The organism is Vicinamibacteria bacterium, assembly GCA_035620555.1.
Lineage (GTDB): Bacteria > Acidobacteriota > Vicinamibacteria > Marinacidobacterales > SMYC01 > DASPGQ01.
The window spans coordinates 1-17,835 of the sequence record DASPGQ010000015.1 but is presented as its reverse complement, the minus strand read 5'-3'; the positions used below and the strand labels follow the sequence as shown (position 1 = coordinate 17,835).

Below are 17,835 nucleotides of genomic sequence, written 5' to 3'. Positions count from 1 at the left end.
CTGAAGCTGAAGCGTCAGCTCAAGAAGCGTTTCTCCCACGCCGGGGTGGCCCGGGTCGAGATCGAGCGAGCGGCGAACAAGCTCAAGATCAACATTCATACCTCTCGCCCCGGGATCATCATCGGCCGGAAGGGTACCGAGGTGGATCGGTTGAAGCAGGAAGTTCAGGCCACCACCCAGCGCGAGGTCTACATCAATATCATCGAAGTGGCGAAGCCGGAGCTCGATGCCCAGCTGGTAGCCGAGTCGATCGCCCTCCAGCTCGAGAAGCGAATTGCCTTTCGACGGGCGATGCGAAAAGCCGTGGATTCGACCCTTCGTTTTGGTGCGAAGGGAATCCGCGTGCGCTGTGCCGGTCGATTGAACGGGGCGGAGATCGCGCGCTCCGAGTGGTATCTGCTGGGCCAGCTTCCCCTTCACACCCTCCGTGCCGACATCGACTATGGCTTCGCCGAGGCCTTCACGACCTACGGACAGATCGGCGTCAAGTGCTGGATCTACAAAGGAGAGTCAGTTCCGCTCGGTCCGGCGTTTCGTGAAGAGGCGCCGCGACATGCCCGGCGAGAAGCGGAGTAGTCCACCATGTTGATGCCCAAGAAGGTCAAGTTCCGCAAGCAGCAGAGGGGTCGCATGAAGGGGAAGGCTTGGCGCGGACATACCGTGGCCTTCGGCGACTATGGGCTCAAGGTGATGGAACCAGGATGGATCACCGACCGCCAGATCGAGGCGGCCCGCGTTGCCATCACCCGATTCGTGAAGAGGAGCGGCCGTATCTGGATACGCGTGTTTCCCGACAAGCCCGTGACCAAGAAGCCGCAAGAGACTCGTATGGGAAAGGGAAAGGGCGCTCCGGAGTTCTGGGTCGCCGTGGTGAAGCCGGGAAAGGTCTTGTACGAAATGGAAGGCGTCACCGAGGACGTCGCCCGCGAGGCCATGAGACTCGCGGGACACAAGCTTCCCATCAAGACGAGGTTCGTCACCCGTTTCGAGGAGGCGTGAGGGCGTGAAAATCGAGAAGATTCGTGAGCTCGGAGCCGAGGAGCTTCGAGGTAAGGCCTCCGAGCTTCTGGAAGAGGTTTTCCGGGCGAGGATGCAGAAGGAAACCGGTCAGCTCGATCAGAGCGTGAAGCTGAAGAGTCTCAGACGGGACCTGGCACGAGTGAAGACCGTCCTCAGGGAGATCGGTCTCGCCGAAGCGCGTGCCGCGAGAGAGAGTGAGGGATAAGGAAAACGGCCATGGCCAAGGCAATGAAGGTCGGAGTCGTCACCAGCAACAAGATGGACAAGACGGCGGTGGTGACCGTCGAGCGTCTGGTGCGCCATCCACTCTACAAGCGTTCGTTCAAGAAGACGTCGACGTTCATGGTGCACGACGACGAGAATCGATTGCGAATCGGCGATCGGGTTCGAATCGTGGAGTGCCGGCCGCTTTCGAAGCACAAGCGTTGGCGCTTGTTGGAAGTTCTCGAGTCGTCGCCCGCCGGCTCGTTGGAAGCACAGAGCGAGTGACACTCACGCGAGGGTTCGAGCGATGATTCAAATGCAAACGGTGCTCGAGGTCACCGACAACTCCGGTGCCAAGAAGATCGCCTGTATTCACCCTCGGGGAGGGGGCGTGGGACGCATCGCGCACTTGGGTGACGTCATTACCGCATCGGTCAAGGAAGCGACCCCGGAGAGCACGATCAAGAAGGGGTCGGTGGTCAAGGCGGTTATCGTGCGTACGCGAAAGGAGTTCCGTCGGCGGGACGGCACTTATATTCGCTTCGACAACAACGCCGCGGTCCTCATCAACGACCAGAACGAGCCGCTGGGCACCCGGGTCTTCGGTCCGGTGGCCCGCGAGCTGAGGGAAAAGAAGTTCATGAGAATCGTATCGCTCGCGCCGGAAGTGCTTTGATGGACGGACGAGCGACGCTGATGGAATGGTGGGTGCTCGGGTGAGATTGCACATCCGCAAGAACGATCAAGTAGAGGTCATCGCCGGCAGGGACCGCGGCAAACGGGGCAAGGTCCTTCGCGTCATGCCGTCACGAGCCCGCGCCATCGTGGAGCGGGTGAACATGATCAAACGGCATACTCGACCCAACCCGCAGCAGAACATCAAGGGTGGAATCGTCGAGCGCGAGTCCTCTTTGCACGTGAGCAACCTGATGATCGTATGTCCCGAATGCAACGAGTCGGTGCGCGTGAGGCACAAGACCCTCACCGACGGTCGAAAGGTACGAACCTGCACCGCCTGTGAGGGAGTGATCGACAAATGAGCCGCCTCGAGAAGACCTATCAGGAAACGATTCGTCCCCAGCTCATGAAAGAGCTTTCGATCGACAACGTCTGGGCGGCTCCTCGGATGGTGAAGGTCGTGGTCAATTCTGGCGTAGGGGACGCTTCTCAGAACATCAAGCTTCTCGACGCCGCCATGGACGACCTCGCGAAGATCACCGGTCAGAAGCCAGTGATGCGACGGGCGAAGAAGTCGATCGCTGCCTTCAAGGTAAGAGAGGGCCAGCCGGTAGGTTGCACCGTCACTCTTCGCGGCAGACGAATGTACGAGTTCATCGACCGACTACTGAACGTCGCGCTTCCGCGCGTCCGCGACTTTCGCGGCGTCCCGACTCGCTCGTTCGACGGTCGGGGAAACTATACGATGGGACTCCAGGACCAGCTCATCTTTCCCGAGATCGATTATTCGAAGGTCGACCAGAGTCGCGGAATGAACATCACTTTCGTGACGACCTCGAGAGACGACCGGGCGGCGCGAAGACTCCTGGAGCTCCTCGGCATGCCGTTCAGAAAGAACTAGCAGGGTGATGAAGAAGTCTGCCCAGCCTGCGCGAGCGGAGCGAGCCCGGCACGCTCGCCGTGCCGTAAGCAGCCCGAGCCGTGGCGGCCGATCGATTGCGGGTCCCGCCACGGCATTGAGCAATAACAGGGTGACGATGAAGGACCACGAACTCGCGGGATCAGTGGCCGTGGTCACGGGAGGGAGTAATTTTGGCTAGCAAGTCGGCGATCGCCAAGGCGATGCGTAAACCGAAATTTCAGGTCAGGCAGGTCAATCGCTGTAACAGTTGCGGCAGACCCCGAGCCTTTATCCGAAAATTTCGTTTGTGTCGACTGTGTTTCCGCAAGCTGGCGCTGGCGGGAGAGATTCCCGGCCTGATGAAGTCGAGCTGGTAACGAGGAGAGATACGCCATGATGAGCGACCCCATCGCCGATATGCTTACCCGGATTCGCAACGGGATGAGCGCCCGGCAGGAGACCGTGCAACTTCCGGCCTCGAAGCTGAAGGTGGAAATCGCGCGGATTCTCAAGCAAGAGGGTTACATCGAGGACTATGAGAAGACCGACGATGACAAGCAGGGTGTTCTCCGCCTGGTCCTTCGTAGAAGTGCGACCGGTGGCGGCGTCATTCTGGGGCTGCAGCGCGTGTCGCGGCCGGGATGCCGCGTTTATGTGAACAAGGACGGCATCCCCAAGGTTCAGGGTGGGATGGGGATCAACATCCTTTCGACGTCCCGGGGCGTCATGACCGGCAAACAGGCATCGAGCTCCGGCGTCGGCGGCGAGATCCTGTGCAACGTGTGGTAGGCGGCGAGAGGAACTACCGATGTCGCGAGTAGGCGGAAAACCGATACCGATACCGAAGGGTGTCAAGGTCACCGTGTCGGGGAGCCAGGTGGCGGTCGAGGGGCCGAAGGGTAAGCTGGTCACGTCGCTGCCCGACGGGATCGAGGTCTCCCAGGAGGACGGGCACTTGAAGGCGGCACCCAGGGAGAAAGCGGACACCTCGAAGCCGTTCTGGGGGCTTGCGCGGAGCCTCGTTGCCAACGCCGTCCATGGGGTTCATGAAGGCTTCTCCAAAGAGCTCGACATCGTGGGGATCGGCTATCGAGCGCAGGTCGTGGGAAGAAAGGTCGAGTTCGCTCTCGGCTACTCTCATCCCATCCATTTCGCCATCCCCGATGGAATCGAGATAAAGGTGGACAAGAACACCCATATCGTCGTTTCCGGTGCCGACAAGCAACTCGTTGGGCAGACCGCTGCCAATATTCGCGCTCTGCGAAAACCGGATCCGTACAAGCAGAAGGGAATCCGCTACACCGGTGAGCACCTCAAGAGGAAAGCGGGAAAGACTGGAGTTGGTTGATCTCAATGAAGATTCGTCAGAAGGCCGACGCTAGGCGCCGGATCCACTACCGAATTCGGAAGAAAGTCCAGGGGACGGAGACGAGGCCACGACTGAGCGTGTTCAGGAGCTCGAAGCACTTGTACGTTCAAGTGATCGATGACGCAACCGGACGAACGCTGACAGCGGCCAACAGTCGCGAGGAAGGGCTGAAGAACGGGTCGAACAAGAAGGGCGCGGCCGAGGTGGGAAAGCTGATTGCCGCTCGCTGCCACGAGAAGGGGATCGAGTCCGTTGTCTTCGACCGCGGAGGCTTCAAATATCATGGTCGAATTCAGGTGCTGGCCGACGCCGCGCGTGAGGCCGGACTGAAGATGTAAGAAGGCAGGAGAGCAGGAACGAGCGAAATGCCACAAAAAATCGACGCGTCCGAGATGGAATTGAGAGATCAAGTCGTTGCCATCAATCGCGTTACCAAGGTAGTCAAGGGAGGGAAAAACCTCTCGTTCAGCGCCCTCGTCGTCGTGGGGGACGGCAATGGCCACGTCGGATTCGGTCTGGGGAAGGCGAAAGAGGTGCCTTCGGCGATCCGAAAGGGAATCGAGATTGCCAAGAAGAGCCTCATCCGCATTCCGCTCTCCGGCGCCACCATTCCGCATCAGGTGACCGGGATATTCGGTGCCGGCCGCGTGCTGCTCAAGCCGGCGGTGGAGGGTACAGGCGTCATCGCCGGGGGAGCGGTCCGAGCCGTTGTCGAGGCGGCGGGAATCAAGGACATTCTCACCAAGTCTCTCGGGAGCGCGAATCCGCAGAACGTCGTCAAGGCGACGATCGCTGGCCTACAGGCGCTTCGCCACCCCCAGGAGGTCGCACGTCTCCGCGGCAAGGACGTCGCCGAGGTCACGGGATAAGCTCGTGACGAAAAAAGCAGTCAAGAAGACGAAGACGGCAACGGTAAAGGTAAAGCTCGTCAGGAGTCCGATCGGCTCGACGGCCTATCAACGCGAAGTCTTGCGGGGACTCGGGCTCAGGCGAATCAACCACGTCGTCGAGCGGCAGGACACGCCCGAGATCCGGGGAATGGTTTCTCGGGTCATCCACCTCGTAGAGGTCTTGGATTCGTAAGACGGAAATACCATGGGTTTAGATCGATTGAAGCCAGTAGAGGGTGCCCGCAAAGCCCCGAGGCGAGTCGGGCGTGGTCCGGGCTCTGGCCGCGGCAAGACGGCCGGTCGCGGAGAGAAAGGCGCCAAGTCACGCTCCGGCTACTCGCGTCGAAGAGGCTTCGAGGGCGGCCAGATGCCGCTCATCCGGCGCGTGCCCAAGCGTGGCTTCACCAATATTTTCAAGAGGCACATCGAGACGGTCAACGTTCGCGACCTGGGCATTTTTGCCGAGGGCACGGTCGTGACCCCGGCGCTTCTTGTCGAGCGAGGTCGCATCAAGAAGCATTACGACGGCGTCAAGATACTGGGTACGGGCGAGGTGGAGAAGAAGCTCGTCGTCAAAGCGCATTACTTCAGCGCCGGTGCGCGCAAGAAGATCGAGGCGGCCGGGGGTAGCGTCGAGGAGATCAAGGATTGATCGAGAGCCTCAAGAACATTTTCCGCATTCCCGATCTCCGGAATCGAGTTCTGTTCACGCTCGGCATCCTCGCCGTCTATCGACTGGGGAACCACATCCCGACACCCGGGGTGGACGCGCGTGCCCTGACCGAGTTTTTCGAACAGAATCGCGGCACCTGGTTCGGTTTCGTGGACATGTTCTCGGGCGGCAACCTCTCGCGCGTCACCGTATTCGCCCTGGGGATCATGCCGTATATCAGCGCTTCGATCATTCTCCAGCTGCTCACCGTTGTGTGGCCTTATCTGGAGAAGCTTTCGAAGGAAGGCGAGCTGGGCCGGAAGAAGATCACTCAGTACACGCGTTACGGAACGGTCCTTCTCAGCGTCGTTCAATCCGCGGGGATCGCCGCTTTTCTCCAGAAGACCGAGCTCACCGGGGGCCTCACGCTGGTCGCCAATCCGGGTCTCGGGTTCACCTTCATGACCGTCCTGACGTTGACGGCGGGAACGGTCTTCATCATGTGGCTTGGCGAGCAGATCACCGAGCGGGGTGTGGGAAACGGCATGTCCCTGCTGATCTTCGCGGGCATCGTCGTGGGCTTCCCCGAAGCGATCGTCACCACGATTCGAAACATATCGACGGGCGAGCAGACCGTTTTCGGCATCCTTCTGCTGACGGTGTTCATGGTGTTCGTCGTTGGCGTCATCGTATTTGTCGAGAGAGCGCAGCGGCGCATTCCCGTCCAGTACGCCAAGCGGGTCGTTGGCCGGCGGATGTATCAGGGACAATCCACGCATCTTCCGTTGAAGGTGAATACCGGCGGCGTCATTCCCGTCATCTTCGCCAGCTCGATCATCGCGCTTCCGCAGACCTTTGCCTCGATGTTTCCCAACAGCCCCTGGATGGCGAATGTGGCCCAGCAGCTCGCCTGGGGCATGCCGCTCTACACCATCATCTACGTGGCGGGGATCGTATTCTTCTGTTACTTCTACACGGCGATCATCTTCAATCCCGAAGACGTGGCGGATAACATGCGCAAGCATGGTGGTTACGTCCCCGGCATCCGGCCGGGTAAACGCACCGCGGAATATATCGACAACATCCTCACCCGTTTGACCTTCGGCGGCGCGCTCTATCTGGCCGCGGTATCGGTGCTTCCCGAGTTCATGATCGCCGGATTCCGCGTGGCGCCCATTCCTCTGATTGGGCCTGCCCTGGACGCCTGGCTTCCGAGCTGGATCACCGAGGGGCTCGGAGTGACGTTCTATTTCGGTGGCACCTCGTTGCTGATTATCGTGGGAGTGGCCATGGACACCGTCCAACAAATCGAAAGCCAGCTCATCATGAGGCACTACGACGGCTTCATGAAGAGAGGGCGGATTCGCGGACGGCGAGGATGAGGCGAGTTTCAACATTCCGGACGCGAGAGGCGACTGAGGCGGAGGCTGGTTCGTGGTGAGGCTGATCTTGCTTGGGCCCCCGGGAGCGGGCAAGGGCACGCAAGCTCATAAGCTCTCCCAGGAGCTCGGCATTCCCCACATCTCGACCGGGCTCATTCTTCGGGAAGCGGCGGCGCGAGGCACGGAGCTCGGGACGAAAGCCAAGGCGGTGATGGACCGTGGCCAGCTGGTTAGCGACGAAATCATGCTCGGCATCATTCGAGAGCGCCTGGCCCAACCGGACTGTGCTCGCGGATACGTTCTCGATGGATTCCCTCGGACCATCCCCCAGGCGAGAGCCCTCGACGAGATGATGGGTGAGCGAGCGGTTCCGCCGGTCGTCGTCGCCAACATCGAGCTCCACGACGAGGAACTGATGCATCGGATTGCCGGCAGACGCAATGAGGCGAGCCGTTCCGACGACGCAGAAGAGACGGTACTGCATCGACTCGAGGTCTATCAGGAGAAGACCAGGCCCCTGATCGAGTACTACGGCAATCGCGTTTGCGCCATCGATGGCTCGGGCACGGTCGACGAAGTTTTCGCGCGACTCACCGGTCTCATCGAAGAGGAGGCCCGGGCGTGATCCACAGGAGGTCTGACACCGAGCTCGACAAGATGCATCAGGCGAATGCCATCGTGCTCCAGACGCTCGAGCTGATGAAAAACGCCCTCTCGCCCGGTATGACGACGGCGGACCTGGACCGAATCGCTGAGAGGGAGCTTCGCCGGGAAGGAGCCAAGTCGGCGTTCAAGGGATACAGAGGCTTCCCCGCGAACGTCTGCATCTCGGTCAACGACGAGGTCGTTCACGGAATTCCATCGACCCATCGAGTCCTTCGTGACGGGGACCTCGTCAGTCTGGACTTCGGGTGCGTGGTGGATGGCTATTACGGTGACAACGCCATCACCGCGGGGGTGGGAGAGATTCCCAACCACCTCCGCCGGCTGCTCGAAGTGACGGAAAATGCCTTGTTCCACGGCATCGATGCGGCTCGGGCGGGAAACCGTGTTTCTGACATATCCTATGCCATCCAGAGTTTCGTCGAGGCGCGAGGCTTTGCCGTCGTTCGCGAGTTCGTCGGGCACGGTATCGGGAGGGCACTGCACGAGGACCCACCGGTCCCGAACTTCGTGCGCGCCGGTCGCGACCCCAAGTTGCTTCCGGGTATGTGTCTTGCGATCGAGCCGATGGTCAATTCCGGGGAGCACCACGTGAGGACCCTTGCAGATCGTTGGACCGTCGTGACCGCCGACGGGAGTTCCGCCGCGCATTTCGAGCGCTCGGTTGCTATTTTGGAGTCCGGACCGTGGATCCTCGCGGAACCGCGCGCTGTCTTCGAGGGTGCGAAAGTTGGCTAAAGAAGAGGCCATAGAGGTCACGGCGACGGTGATCGAGCCCTTGCCGAACGCGATGTTCAAAGTGGAGCTGGAGAACAAGCACCAGGTGCTCGCTCACGTCTCGGGAAAGATGCGAAAGCATTTCATTCGCATACTGCCGGGCGACAAGGTATTGGTGGAGCTGTCCCCCTACGATCTGACGCGCGGGCGAATCGTCTATCGCTACAAGTGATCATGAGAAACGGGAAGGATACGAGATGAAAGTACGAGCATCGGTGCGGCGCTTCTGTGCGAAGTGCAAGATCATTCGGCGCCAGGGGGTGGTTCGGGTCATCTGCATCAACCCCAAGCACAAGCAGCGACAGGGATAGGAGAGCGATATGGCACGCATCGCCGGCGTGGACTTGCCACGCGAAAAGCGGATCGAGATCGGGTTGACCTATATCTACGGTATTGGCCACACCCGGGCCGGGGCCATCCTCGACAAGGCGGGGATCGAAGCGAGCATCAAGGTCAAGGATCTCACCGAGCAGCAGGTGAGTCAGATCAGCAAGGTGCTCGACGCCGAGGGGGGAGTGGAAGGAGATCTCCGGCGGGAGGTCTCGATGAACATCAAACGTCTCATGGATATCGGCTGTTACCGCGGATTGAGGCATCGCCGAAGCCTTCCTTGTCGGGGGCAGCGGACTCATACGAACGCGAGGACCCGAAAGGGTCCGCGCAAGGGGACGATGAAGAAGAGGTAATCGATCGTGGCGAAGAAAGCGGAAGGCAAGAAGAAGAGCTTCAAGAAGAAGGAGAAACGTACCTTGTTGAACGGAATCGCGCACGTTCAGGCGACGTTCAACAACACCCAGGTGACGATTTCCGATGTCGAAGGCAACGTCGTCTGCTGGGCCAGTGCGGGCGGACTCGGCTTCAAGGGATCCCGCAAGGGGACACCATTTGCTGCTCAGCAGGCAGCGAGTCAGGCCGCGCAGGCGGCGAGAGCGATGGGGTGCAAGAGCCTCGACGTGCTCGTCAAAGGTCCGGGCTCGGGGCGGGAATCGGCGATTCGAGCTCTTCAAGCTGCCGGGATCCAGGTCAAATCCATTCGAGATGTCACCCCCATCCCTCACAATGGCTGTCGGCCACCGAAGAGGCGACGGGTTTGAGACAGGGCTCGATCGATTGATGGAAGCAAAGCTCCAGGAGGAACGGATTGGCTAGATATCGGGGTGCCGTTTGTAGGCTCTGCCGCAGGGAGGGCATGAAGCTCTTTCTGAAGGGCGAGCGTTGCTTCGGGCCGAAGTGCGCGATCGAAAAACGCAATTTCGCGCCCGGCGCTCATGGCAAGGCCCGTCGCAGCCGCATTCAGGGCTATGGGCTCCAGCTTCGCGAGAAGCAAAAGGTAAAGAGGACCTACGGTCTTCTCGAAAAACAATTCCGTCTGTACTTCGAGCGCGCCGAGCGCACCCGAGGCATCACCGGTGAGGTGCTGTTGCAGTCGCTCGAGCGGCGTCTGGACAACACGGTATACCGTCTCGGATTCGCGACGTCGCGCCCCCAGGCACGCCTTCTCGTACGCCATGGCCACGTTCGCGTCGGCGAACGAAGGGTCAATATTCCGTCCTTTTCCGTCAGAGAGGGGGACGTCGTATCCGTGAGCCCTAAGTATGCCGCGCATCCCCATTTTCAGTACGCAACCGAAATGTCCAAGAGCCGCGGGGTCCCCAAGTGGTTGGAGCTCGGCGAGGCAGGCACTTCGGGCCGGATCGTGTCGCTCCCGAGTCGCGACGATCTCGAACTGCAATTTCAGGAGCAGCTCATCGTCGAGCTCTATTCCAAGTAGATCGAATCGACCAGAGGAGGTCTTTCGTCAGTATGTTGTGGACAGGATTTCAAAAGCCGAAACGGCTCGAAGTGGATCACTCTACTCTGACTCGTCAATTCGGGCGGTTCACCGCACAGCCCTTTGAGAGGGGTTTCGGGACCACGATTGGCAATGCCCTGCGGCGGGTTCTGTTGTCCTCGATCGAAGGAGCCGCCATTACCGCCGTGAAGATCGAAGGGGTGTTGCACGAGTTCTCGCCCATCCCCGGCGCGCTCGAGGACAGCACCGAGATCATCCTGAACCTCAAACGAATCCCGTTCAAGCTCCATTCTCCCGGAACTAAGACCGTCTTGCTCAACGCCGAGGGAGAAGGCACGGTGACGTCGAATGACATCGAGCTCCCCGCGGACGTCGAGGTCCTCGACAAAACGGTTCATGTCGCCACGCTGTCGAGCTCGGGAAAACTTCAGCTGGAGATGCGGTTGAAGGACGGCCGCGGATACGTACCCGCGGAAAAGAACTTCGACGACGATCTGACGATCGGATACATCCCGCTGGACTCGGTTCATTCTCCCATCAAGAAGGTCAACTACGTCGTCGAGGCGGCCCGAGTCGGGCAGGCGACCGACTACGACAAGCTCACCCTCGACGTTTGGACCAACGGTTGCGTCATGCCCCAGGACGCGGTCGGCCTGGCTTCGAAGCTCCTGAAGGACCATCTGGCAATCTTCATCAACTTCGAAGACGAAGGGGCAGTCGCCGAGACTACTATCGAGACGAAGCGAGATTCCCTCGTCGAGCACCTGAATCGCAGCGTCGACGAGCTCGAGCTTTCGGTGCGATCGTACAACTGTCTCAAGAATGCCGACATAAAGACCATCGGTGAGCTGGTTCAGAAGACCGAGGCGGAAATGCTCAAGACCAAGAACTTCGGGCGGAAGTCGCTGAACGAGATCAAGGAAATCCTGGGTACGCTGGGACTATCGCTGGGCATGAGAATCGACACATGAGACATCGAGTTGCGCACCGCAAGCTCGGACGGACCACGCCTCACCGGACGGCGCTTCTCCGAAACTTGGCGGCGTCGCTCATCGCCAAGGAGCGCATTCGCACCACGGTGGCCAAGGCGAAGGAGCTGCGGCCGTTCGTGGAGAAGCTCGTCACCCTGGGGAAGAAAGACTCGCTCCACGCGCGAAGACGTGCGCTCTCCATCCTTCCGCGCAAGGACGCGGTCAAGAAGCTTTTCGTCAGCATCTCTCCGAGATTTTCGGAACGTCCTGGAGGATATACTCGCATCTTGAAGCTCGCCCCCCGTCAGGGTGACGGGGCATCGATGGCCCTGATCGAGTTCGTCGACTACCGCCTCGAGACCGCGGATTCCGGCCCCGCGGCGGACAAATCCGCGAAGAAGAAGAAAAGCGATCAGGCGAAGGAGGAGGCGAAAGCCGCCACCGGGGCCGAAGCCGAACCGGACGAAGCCGGGGAAAAAACCGCAAAGAAAAAGAGCAGACCCCGAAAGAAGGCCTCGGCGACAAAGTAATTCATTCTTCTGCCTTGGCTTTTTTCTCGGCGATGATCTTGGGGATCAGGTGCGAGGGGACTTCCTCGTAATGTGAGTAATCCATGTGGAACGATCCCCTGCCGCCAGTCATCGACGTGAGCGCGGGCTCGTAGCTCAACATCTCCGCCATTGGCACCTGGGCACGAATGACGGTAACCCGTTCCTTTGGGTCCATACCCTGGGTTCGCCCGCGGCGGGAATTCAGATCACCGAGGACGTCGCCGGTGATCTCCTCGGGGACGACGATCTCCACGTTCATGATTGGCTCGAGGAGAGTGGGCTTGCAACGCTCCATGGCGTCTTTGAATGCCAGCGAGCCAGCAATCTTGAATGCCATTTCCGACGAGTCGACTGCGTGGTATTTCCCGTCGTATACCGTCGCCTTGAAGTCGACCATGGGAAAGCCGACGAGGTACCCCTTGACGCGTGCCTCCTGGATCCCTTTCTCGACCGCGGGAATGAACTGCTTGGGAATCGCCCCACCAAAGACCTCATTGCCGAACTCGAAGTCGGATCCGCGGGCAAGGGGCTCGAAACGGACCCAACAATCGGCGAACTGGCCGTGACCCCCGGTTTGTTTCTTGTGCCGACCATGGGCTTCGGCGATGGCGGTGATGGTCTCTCGATAAGGCACCTTGGGAGGGTGTAGATCGACCTCTACGCCGAACTTCTGCTTCAGCCGGGAGACCGTGACCTCGATGTGGAGCTGTCCGGTTCCGGAGAGGAGCAGCTCCGATTCCCGATGGAAACGAAGCATGGGATCTTCCTCGGCCATGCGCTGCATCGCTTGACTGATCTTCTCCTCGTCGCCCCGGGATTTGGGCTCGATGGCAAAGCTGATCACCGGCTCGGGGAACTCGAGGGCCTTGTAAACGATCGGATTCGACTTCTCCGCGAGAGTGTCGCCCGTCTGAGTCTCCCGCAGCTTGGCGACCGAAGCGATGTCGCCCGCGCCCACCTCGCTCACCGCCGTCGATTCCTTCCCTTGAAGAAGCGCCAGGCTTCCCACGCGTTCCGAGACGCTCTTGCTCGTATTCTGGTAGGTCGAATCGGATTTCAACACCCCGCTCATCACGCGAAAGAGGCTGATGCGGCCGGCGAAGGGATCGGCAATCGTCTTGAATACGAAGGCGGAAGCGGGCGCGTCATTCTTGATCGACAGCCGTAGCTCGTTCCCCGAGCCGTCCTTCCCGACCGCCTCACCGCGCGCGTCGGGAGCGGGAGCGAGCTCCACGAGAACGTCCAAGATCTGTCTGACTCCGATGTTCTTCGTTCCCGAGCAGGCCAGGATGGGAAAGATGGTCCCCGCCAGGATGGTCTTCCGCAGGCCGCTCACGAGCTCATCGGGGGTGAGCTCACCCGCCTCGAAGTACTTTTCCATGAGAGCGTCGTCGCCCTCGGCAACCATTTCCACCAGGGCGCTTCTTGCCGACTCGGCAGCTTCCTTCAACTCCCCGGGCACGGGCTGCTCCTCGAACGAGCCTTTGTCGTCCCCTTTGCTCACGAAGGAGGTCATCTTCACGAGGTCGACGACGCCTCGGAAGTCCTTCTCCTCGCCCAGCGGCAGCTGGATCGGGATCGCAGTCCGTCCGAAGGCGCTTTGAATCGATTCGACCGAGCGGGAGAAACTGGCGCGGTCGCGGTCGAGCCGGTTGACCACGACGATCCGAGGGAGGCCGAACTCCTCGGCAAACTTCCAGACCTTCTCGGTTTGGACTTCTACTCCGGCCACGCCACATACGTTGACGAGGGCGGCATCGGCAACCTGCAGGCCCACCCGGGCTTCCTGGATGAAATTGCCGTAACCGGGCGTGTCGAGAAGGTTGATCTTGGTCTTGTTCCATTCACAATGCGCCAGAGCGGTGGAGAGGCTGATCTGACGCGCGATCTCGTCGGCGTCGAAATCGGTAACGGTGTTGCCTTCTTCGACTTTTCCGAAGCGGTTCACCGCGCCGGTGTCGTAAAGAAAGGCGGACACGAGCGAGGTCTTGCCCGAGCCACCGTGGCCAACCGTCGCAACGTTTCGAATGCTGGCGGTATCGTAGGTCTTCATCCTGATGCCTCCGTCGGGGAGAAGTACGGCGCCGAGGAGGGCCGGCCGAGGCCGTTCGGAGCCTTGGGCCCGCGGATTATAACACCGGCCAAATTCAAAGCAAACGACGGCTATAATAAGAATCTCGAATCATGATGCCTGCCATCGTCTGGCCGTGGCGCCGCCCGCGGGTCGGATTCGCTTTCTCGGACCAGTGGCTCGTGGTCGCAAGCGACGGGGGGCCACCGGCTTTTTCCGAGCTCCCCCCGGGGCTGCTGAAACCATCTCCCCTTGCGCCGAACGTCCAATCGGTTGCCGAGCTGGCGCGTCTGAGCTGTCAGCTAGTGGAGGATCTCGGGGGCCGCGCCGGGGCCGCGGTCGTGGCGCTGCCCGACCTCGCGGTCACGACGGCGTTGTTCGCCGACGGCTCGAAGTTGAAGCACCGGGAGCTGCGAGCAGCAATCGCGGGCCGCTCGGCGTCCCCCGAACTGGAGATCCGTTCGGATTTCTGGCGGGGATTCCGCCACGAGGTTCTGGGCGCCGCCGTACGTAATGTGGTGGTTCGCCAATACGAACAGATCGTGGAAGCAACCGGAGCGCGTCTTCGATGGGTGGACACCTGCAGCCTCGCGAGAATCCCCGGCTGGGCAGAGGAATCCAAATCGAAAGAGGCCATGGTCGTGCACGCTCAACTCTATCGCGCCCACTATAGCCTGGCGGTGTTCCGGTCGGGTGAGCTCATCGATTTGAGGTTCAAGCTGAGGCCGCCAGGTACCTTGGATAGCGTCGTACGAGAAATCGGCAGACTGCCGGGCCACTACGGCGCCCCGGTCGGCTCGCTCAGGCTTTCGGGCGAGGGGGCATCGGCCTGTGCAGAGCGAGCTCGGGAAACTTTCGACTTCGGCGGGATCTCGGCCGAGGAAGAGGACGAGCGCGGTTTGATCTTGAGCTCCGTCCGAGCTCTATTGCGGCGGCTGACGGGATGACGCGATGAGGCAGGGCATCAATCTGGGTCTCGAGCGAGTCGAGCGGAACCGCGGGCTGACACGGCTCGTATGGCCGATCCTGCTCGTGGCGACGCTTCTTCATGGGTTCCGAGCACGCAGAACCGGCGAGGAGCTAAAGGCGTTGCGTGACCAGGTCTCGGATGCCGAGGAGCGCCTGGAGACGGACTCTCCCCGGACGGATGACGCGATCATCCAGAGGTTGAGACAAATCAGCGCGTCGGGGCTCGCGGCGGGGCACTCGGCGACGGCGATTCTCGCTCTCATCGACTCGTCGCTACCCCGCGACATGAGCCTCGTCGCTCTGACGATTCATCCGATGCCGCCCTCGGCGGACGTCTTGATCGACGCCAAGGCGCCCGGTGCCGAGGACGTCACGAGTTTCCAGAGAAGTGTGGCCGGGTCCCTCCTGGTCTCGTCCACTTCACTGCTCGAAGAGAGGCTCTCGGCCGACGGGCTTCTTTCGGTTCGGCTTCGCGTGGAGCTCCGAGCCCCATGAGATCCGCCTTGATCCTGTCCCTCGTCATCGTCAACGGGACCCTTTGGTGGAGCTTGCGCGGGTCCAATCGAGAGCGCGAAGCCCTGGAGAGCCGCCTGTCCGAGCTGAGCGCGGCGGCCTCCCGTTCGCAAGAGCGTCAGCGGCTTCGGGAAGAGACCGGTGCTCTCGTCGACGCCTTCACGAAGCGAGTCGACGCATCGCAGGTATCCCGGCCGTTGGACATAGCGACCTTTCGGGATGAGCTCATCGGAATGGAGGAAGGTCTGGCCCTGGACCGTCTGTCCCTCGATTTTCGCGCCGTCGATTCCGGGGGCTCCGAAGACGGCACCAACATCAATGCGACCCTGCGTGGCCGATTCTCCTCGATACAGAGATACCTTGCGAGGATCGAGGCGTCCGCTCTTCCCCTGGCGACCAGGGAGCTCCGACTCCGTGGTGACGACGAGCTCGTCTCACTCGATGCTCGATGGACCGCCGTATGGAATGTGCCGAAAACAGGCGAGCTGGCACCCGCCGAGATCGCGCGGCTCGAGAGTTGGCTTTCGCGGGAGAGCTCGGCAGCTCCCGGGCGTAATCTCTTCGAATTCCAATCTGCCGGTTATGACCCGGCACCTGATCTGGCGGTGACGCAAGCCGATCGCCGCGCGGAGACGACGGCCCCGCCCCCGATCGTTCCCGCCCAGGCGCCGCTCCCAGAGCTCACCGGGTTCGTGTTGGCGCGACCCGAGCTCGAGCCCGACGTCGAAAGACGTGTGCTGGCCGCGGTGAGGTTCAAAGGCGAGCTCCACCTCCTGCAGGTAGGAGACGATTTCGACGGCTATGCGCTCGAGCGGGTCGAGCCACTAGAGAGCGTGACCCTGTTTCACTCCAGCACCGGTGAGCGGCTCGTGCTGCGACTCCCGTAAGTGCTCGCCCGAGCGCTTCAAAATCTCAAGTATCCCGGAGGGATGCCGGCGACGCGTCCTTGCTCCTGGAGGTTGAGCTTGAGCCGCTCTTTTTGCGCCTGGAGGCGCTCGTTCATGGTCTTGAGCTTCTGCTGCTCCTCCACGAGGGTAACGGATTCCTGACCGGTGAATTGCCGATTGGTGACATCGGCCGACGGGGCGACGGGCAGCCCCGCGCCTCCAGACGTCGAGGCGGACCGGATCTCGGAATCGAGCTCGCGGATGCGCGCTTCGTTCTTGGCAATCTCCTCGTCGATCTGCCGAACCTGACTCTCGTAATGCGCCTTCATCCGCTCGAACATGACCAGTTTTTCGTCGAGCGGGAGGTCGGGAGGAATGGAGCTCGGGACATCACCTTCTTCACCACTCTCGCTGCGATCGCGCGCTGGACGTTCACCGATACTGGAGCTTCGAGGCGGCGTTTCGGCGCCGGTCTCCGCGGGAGCGCTCTCGGCCTCCCGTTCCTCTCCGAAGATCTCCGTTTCCGAAAATACGAGGGCCCTCTTGCCTTCTTGCTTGTTCTTCTCCCGTCGTTCCCGTTCCTTCTTGGCGACTTCGCCGAGAGATTGACCGAGACCCAGAGCGGGAAGCGTCAGAAGCAGCGCCACAACCAACGTCCATCGCATGACAATCCCCGATTCGTTTTACCGGTTGAGCCAATTATAGTCTGAGCCGCCGCCAGGCCTCAACAAATCCATTCAAAGCCCGCGTTTTCAGTGATTTGCCTTGCGGGGTCGGGGTCGAGCTAATAGAATCGCCGCCAGTATGGCTTTGTTTGCAGAACGCCTGTCCGCCATGGGTACGGAGAACGCTTTCAAGATCGGTGAGGACGTCGTTCGAGCGCAGAAGAGGGGCATCGACGTAATCCGGTTCACGATCGGGGAGCCCGACTTCGACTCCGCCCCGCACATCAATCAAGTGGGCATCGAGAACATCAAGAGTGGCAATACCCATTACACCGACCCGGCCGGCATCCGGTCCTTGCGCGAGGCCGCGGCCGCACACGTGAGGAAGACTCGGGGTATCGAGGTCGATCCCGATCAGGTGGTCGTGCTCCCCGGTGCCAAGCCCGCCATCGGTTACACGATGATGAGCTACGTGGACCCGGGTGACGAAGTCATCTACCCGAGCCCGGGCTTCCCCATATATGAATCGTGGGTCACCTACATGGGAGGCACACCGGTTCCCCTGCTTCTGCGGCAGGAGAAGGGCTTCGCTTTCGCGCCCGAGGACCTCGAGGCTCTCGTCTCCCCGAGGACGAAGATCCTGATGCTCTGTTCTCCCTCCAACCCGACGGGAGGCGTGCTGTCTCGCGAGCTTCTCGAAGGTGTGGCGAAGTTGATGGAGCGCAAGGCGCATCCCAACGTTCGCATCTATTCGGACGAGATCTACGAGCACATCTGTTTCGACGGCTTCGAGCATTTCTCCATCGCCTCGGTACCCTCGATGACCAGGCGAACGATCATTGCCAGCGGACACTCGAAAGGTTACGCAATGACCGGCTGG

The 17,835-nt window shown here is 60.8% G+C and carries 29 protein-coding genes and 1 pseudogene; 28 read left to right on the top strand and 2 right to left on the bottom strand.

Annotated features, from left to right (window positions below):
• The 24 genes and pseudogenes from rpsC to rplQ form a co-directional block, all read left to right on the top strand.
• The coding region (gene rpsC / locus VEK15_00590; protein HXV59159.1) for a 30S ribosomal protein S3 at window positions 1-576 on the top strand (576 nt) is incomplete at its 5' end.
• A gap of 6 nt (window positions 577-582) precedes the next feature.
• Entirely contained in the window at window positions 583-999 is a 417-nt protein-coding gene (gene rplP / locus VEK15_00585) for a 50S ribosomal protein L16 (GenBank protein HXV59158.1), read from the top strand.
• Between the two features lie 4 nt (window positions 1,000-1,003).
• Window positions 1,004-1,225, top strand: coding sequence for a 50S ribosomal protein L29 (gene rpmC / locus VEK15_00580; GenBank protein HXV59157.1), 222 nt, complete (start codon window positions 1,004-1,006; stop codon window positions 1,223-1,225).
• A gap of 11 nt (window positions 1,226-1,236) precedes the next feature.
• Entirely contained in the window at window positions 1,237-1,509 is a 273-nt protein-coding gene (rpsQ, locus tag VEK15_00575; protein HXV59156.1) for a 30S ribosomal protein S17, read from the top strand.
• A gap of 22 nt (window positions 1,510-1,531) precedes the next feature.
• Window positions 1,532-1,900 (top strand): 50S ribosomal protein L14, encoded by a 369-nt coding sequence (gene rplN, locus VEK15_00570; protein HXV59155.1) that lies wholly within the window; start codon window positions 1,532-1,534, stop codon window positions 1,898-1,900.
• A gap of 25 nt (window positions 1,901-1,925) precedes the next feature.
• On the top strand, window positions 1,926-2,264 hold the full coding sequence (gene rplX / locus VEK15_00565) for a 50S ribosomal protein L24 (protein HXV59154.1): 339 nt from the start codon (window positions 1,926-1,928) through the stop codon (window positions 2,262-2,264).
• On the top strand, window positions 2,261-2,803 hold the full coding sequence (gene rplE, locus VEK15_00560; GenBank protein ID HXV59153.1) for a 50S ribosomal protein L5: 543 nt from the start codon (window positions 2,261-2,263) through the stop codon (window positions 2,801-2,803). Before rplX ends, rplE begins: the two co-directional genes overlap by 4 nt.
• Window positions 2,804-2,994: 191 nt before the next feature.
• Entirely contained in the window at window positions 2,995-3,180 is a 186-nt protein-coding gene (locus VEK15_00555) for a type Z 30S ribosomal protein S14 (GenBank protein HXV59152.1), read from the top strand.
• Window positions 3,181-3,196: 16 nt separating this feature from the next.
• Complete coding sequence (rpsH, locus tag VEK15_00550) at window positions 3,197-3,592, top strand: 30S ribosomal protein S8 (GenBank protein HXV59151.1); 396 nt, start codon at window positions 3,197-3,199, stop codon at window positions 3,590-3,592.
• A 19-nt stretch (window positions 3,593-3,611) separates the two neighbouring features.
• Window positions 3,612-4,151 carry a 50S ribosomal protein L6 gene (rplF, locus tag VEK15_00545; protein HXV59150.1) on the top strand — a complete coding sequence of 180 codons (540 nt, stop codon included), beginning with the start codon at window positions 3,612-3,614 and terminating at the stop codon, window positions 4,149-4,151.
• A gap of 5 nt (window positions 4,152-4,156) precedes the next feature.
• A complete protein-coding gene (gene rplR / locus VEK15_00540) occupies window positions 4,157-4,510 on the top strand; it encodes a 50S ribosomal protein L18 (GenBank protein ID HXV59149.1) in 354 nt (117 codons plus the stop codon).
• Window positions 4,511-4,537: 27 nt separating this feature from the next.
• The gene (gene rpsE, locus VEK15_00535) at window positions 4,538-5,041 is read left to right on the top strand and encodes a 30S ribosomal protein S5 (GenBank protein HXV59148.1); all 504 of its coding nucleotides are present in this window, start codon (window positions 4,538-4,540) and stop codon (window positions 5,039-5,041) included.
• 4 nt (window positions 5,042-5,045) lie between these two features.
• Window positions 5,046-5,255, top strand: a complete 210-nt coding sequence (gene rpmD, locus VEK15_00530) for a 50S ribosomal protein L30 (GenBank protein HXV59147.1) — start codon at window positions 5,046-5,048, stop codon at window positions 5,253-5,255.
• Between the two features lie 12 nt (window positions 5,256-5,267).
• A complete protein-coding gene (gene rplO / locus VEK15_00525; protein ID HXV59146.1) occupies window positions 5,268-5,714 on the top strand; it encodes a 50S ribosomal protein L15 in 447 nt (148 codons plus the stop codon).
• Window positions 5,711-7,096, top strand: a complete 1,386-nt coding sequence (secY, locus tag VEK15_00520; GenBank protein HXV59145.1) for a preprotein translocase subunit SecY — start codon at window positions 5,711-5,713, stop codon at window positions 7,094-7,096. The genes rplO and secY overlap by 4 nt, the downstream gene beginning before the upstream one ends.
• A gap of 55 nt (window positions 7,097-7,151) precedes the next feature.
• Window positions 7,152-7,721 carry an adenylate kinase gene (locus tag VEK15_00515; GenBank protein HXV59144.1) on the top strand — a complete coding sequence of 190 codons (570 nt, stop codon included), beginning with the start codon at window positions 7,152-7,154 and terminating at the stop codon, window positions 7,719-7,721.
• Window positions 7,718-8,497, top strand: a complete 780-nt coding sequence (gene map / locus VEK15_00510) for a type I methionyl aminopeptidase (protein ID HXV59143.1) — start codon at window positions 7,718-7,720, stop codon at window positions 8,495-8,497. Before VEK15_00515 ends, map begins: the two co-directional genes overlap by 4 nt.
• On the top strand, window positions 8,490-8,708 hold the full coding sequence (gene infA, locus VEK15_00505) for a translation initiation factor IF-1 (GenBank protein HXV59142.1): 219 nt from the start codon (window positions 8,490-8,492) through the stop codon (window positions 8,706-8,708). Before map ends, infA begins: the two co-directional genes overlap by 8 nt.
• Before the next feature lie 25 nt (window positions 8,709-8,733).
• Complete coding sequence (gene rpmJ / locus VEK15_00500; protein ID HXV59141.1) at window positions 8,734-8,847, top strand: 50S ribosomal protein L36; 114 nt, start codon at window positions 8,734-8,736, stop codon at window positions 8,845-8,847.
• Window positions 8,848-8,856: 9 nt separating this feature from the next.
• A complete protein-coding gene (gene rpsM / locus VEK15_00495; protein HXV59140.1) occupies window positions 8,857-9,222 on the top strand; it encodes a 30S ribosomal protein S13 in 366 nt (121 codons plus the stop codon).
• A gap of 3 nt (window positions 9,223-9,225) precedes the next feature.
• A complete protein-coding gene (gene rpsK / locus VEK15_00490; GenBank protein HXV59139.1) occupies window positions 9,226-9,630 on the top strand; it encodes a 30S ribosomal protein S11 in 405 nt (134 codons plus the stop codon).
• Window positions 9,631-9,677: 47 nt separating this feature from the next.
• A complete protein-coding gene (gene rpsD, locus VEK15_00485) occupies window positions 9,678-10,307 on the top strand; it encodes a 30S ribosomal protein S4 (protein ID HXV59138.1) in 630 nt (209 codons plus the stop codon).
• 32 nt (window positions 10,308-10,339) lie between these two features.
• Window positions 10,340-11,293, top strand: a pseudogene (locus VEK15_00480) (DNA-directed RNA polymerase subunit alpha).
• 2 nt (window positions 11,294-11,295) lie between these two features.
• The gene (gene rplQ, locus VEK15_00475; protein ID HXV59137.1) at window positions 11,296-11,829 is read left to right on the top strand and encodes a 50S ribosomal protein L17; all 534 of its coding nucleotides are present in this window, start codon (window positions 11,296-11,298) and stop codon (window positions 11,827-11,829) included.
• A gap of 1 nt (window position 11,830) precedes the next feature.
• Here rplQ and fusA read toward each other — a convergent pair whose 3' ends face one another.
• Window positions 11,831-13,903 (bottom strand): elongation factor G, encoded by a 2,073-nt coding sequence (fusA, locus tag VEK15_00470; GenBank protein HXV59136.1) that lies wholly within the window; start codon window positions 13,901-13,903, stop codon window positions 11,831-11,833.
• A gap of 131 nt (window positions 13,904-14,034) precedes the next feature.
• On the opposite strand from fusA, the gene VEK15_00465 reads away from it, so the two are divergent.
• The 3 genes from VEK15_00465 to VEK15_00455 are packed head-to-tail and all read left to right on the top strand — an operon-like array spanning window position 14,035 to window position 16,290.
• Complete coding sequence (locus VEK15_00465; protein HXV59135.1) at window positions 14,035-14,868, top strand: hypothetical protein; 834 nt, start codon at window positions 14,035-14,037, stop codon at window positions 14,866-14,868.
• A 4-nt stretch (window positions 14,869-14,872) separates the two neighbouring features.
• Window positions 14,873-15,385, top strand: a complete 513-nt coding sequence (locus VEK15_00460; GenBank protein ID HXV59134.1) for a hypothetical protein — start codon at window positions 14,873-14,875, stop codon at window positions 15,383-15,385.
• Window positions 15,382-16,290 (top strand): hypothetical protein, encoded by a 909-nt coding sequence (locus tag VEK15_00455; GenBank protein HXV59133.1) that lies wholly within the window; start codon window positions 15,382-15,384, stop codon window positions 16,288-16,290. The genes VEK15_00460 and VEK15_00455 overlap by 4 nt, the downstream gene beginning before the upstream one ends.
• Window positions 16,291-16,307: 17 nt before the next feature.
• Here the strand turns inward: VEK15_00455 and VEK15_00450 are convergent, their stop codons facing one another.
• Window positions 16,308-16,955 (bottom strand): hypothetical protein, encoded by a 648-nt coding sequence (locus VEK15_00450; GenBank protein HXV59132.1) that lies wholly within the window; start codon window positions 16,953-16,955, stop codon window positions 16,308-16,310.
• Between the two features lie 139 nt (window positions 16,956-17,094).
• Between VEK15_00450 and VEK15_00445 the strand changes: the two genes are divergently transcribed.
• On the top strand, window positions 17,095-17,835 hold a 741-nt coding region (locus VEK15_00445), incomplete at its 3' end, for an aminotransferase class I/II-fold pyridoxal phosphate-dependent enzyme (protein HXV59131.1).

What these genes read in the sequence shown, in the direction of transcription:
- rplP (HXV59158.1), top strand. Translation starts at nt 583, where the DNA reads ATGTTGATGCCCAAGAAGGTCAAGTTCCGCAAGCAGCAGAGGGGTCGC.
- rpsQ (HXV59156.1), top strand. Translation starts at nt 1,237, where the DNA reads ATGGCCAAGGCAATGAAGGTCGGAGTCGTCACCAGCAACAAGATGGAC.
- rplN (HXV59155.1), top strand. Translation starts at nt 1,532, where the DNA reads ATGATTCAAATGCAAACGGTGCTCGAGGTCACCGACAACTCCGGTGCC.
- rplX (HXV59154.1), top strand. Translation starts at nt 1,926, where the DNA reads ATGGTGGGTGCTCGGGTGAGATTGCACATCCGCAAGAACGATCAAGTA.
- rplE (HXV59153.1), top strand. Translation starts at nt 2,261, where the DNA reads ATGAGCCGCCTCGAGAAGACCTATCAGGAAACGATTCGTCCCCAGCTC.
- rpsH (HXV59151.1), top strand. Translation starts at nt 3,197, where the DNA reads ATGATGAGCGACCCCATCGCCGATATGCTTACCCGGATTCGCAACGGG.
- rplF (HXV59150.1), top strand. Translation starts at nt 3,612, where the DNA reads ATGTCGCGAGTAGGCGGAAAACCGATACCGATACCGAAGGGTGTCAAG.
- rplR (HXV59149.1), top strand. Translation starts at nt 4,157, where the DNA reads ATGAAGATTCGTCAGAAGGCCGACGCTAGGCGCCGGATCCACTACCGA.
- rpsE (HXV59148.1), top strand. Translation starts at nt 4,538, where the DNA reads ATGCCACAAAAAATCGACGCGTCCGAGATGGAATTGAGAGATCAAGTC.
- rplO (HXV59146.1), top strand. Translation starts at nt 5,268, where the DNA reads ATGGGTTTAGATCGATTGAAGCCAGTAGAGGGTGCCCGCAAAGCCCCG.
- rpmJ (HXV59141.1), top strand. Translation starts at nt 8,734, where the DNA reads ATGAAAGTACGAGCATCGGTGCGGCGCTTCTGTGCGAAGTGCAAGATC.
- rpsM (HXV59140.1), top strand. Translation starts at nt 8,857, where the DNA reads ATGGCACGCATCGCCGGCGTGGACTTGCCACGCGAAAAGCGGATCGAG.
- rplQ (HXV59137.1), top strand. Translation starts at nt 11,296, where the DNA reads ATGAGACATCGAGTTGCGCACCGCAAGCTCGGACGGACCACGCCTCAC.
- fusA (HXV59136.1), bottom strand. Translation starts at nt 13,903, where the DNA reads ATGAAGACCTACGATACCGCCAGCATTCGAAACGTTGCGACGGTTGGC.
- VEK15_00465 (HXV59135.1), top strand. Translation starts at nt 14,035, where the DNA reads ATGATGCCTGCCATCGTCTGGCCGTGGCGCCGCCCGCGGGTCGGATTC.
- VEK15_00460 (HXV59134.1), top strand. Translation starts at nt 14,873, where the DNA reads ATGAGGCAGGGCATCAATCTGGGTCTCGAGCGAGTCGAGCGGAACCGC.
- VEK15_00455 (HXV59133.1), top strand. Translation starts at nt 15,382, where the DNA reads ATGAGATCCGCCTTGATCCTGTCCCTCGTCATCGTCAACGGGACCCTT.
- VEK15_00450 (HXV59132.1), bottom strand. Translation starts at nt 16,955, where the DNA reads ATGCGATGGACGTTGGTTGTGGCGCTGCTTCTGACGCTTCCCGCTCTG.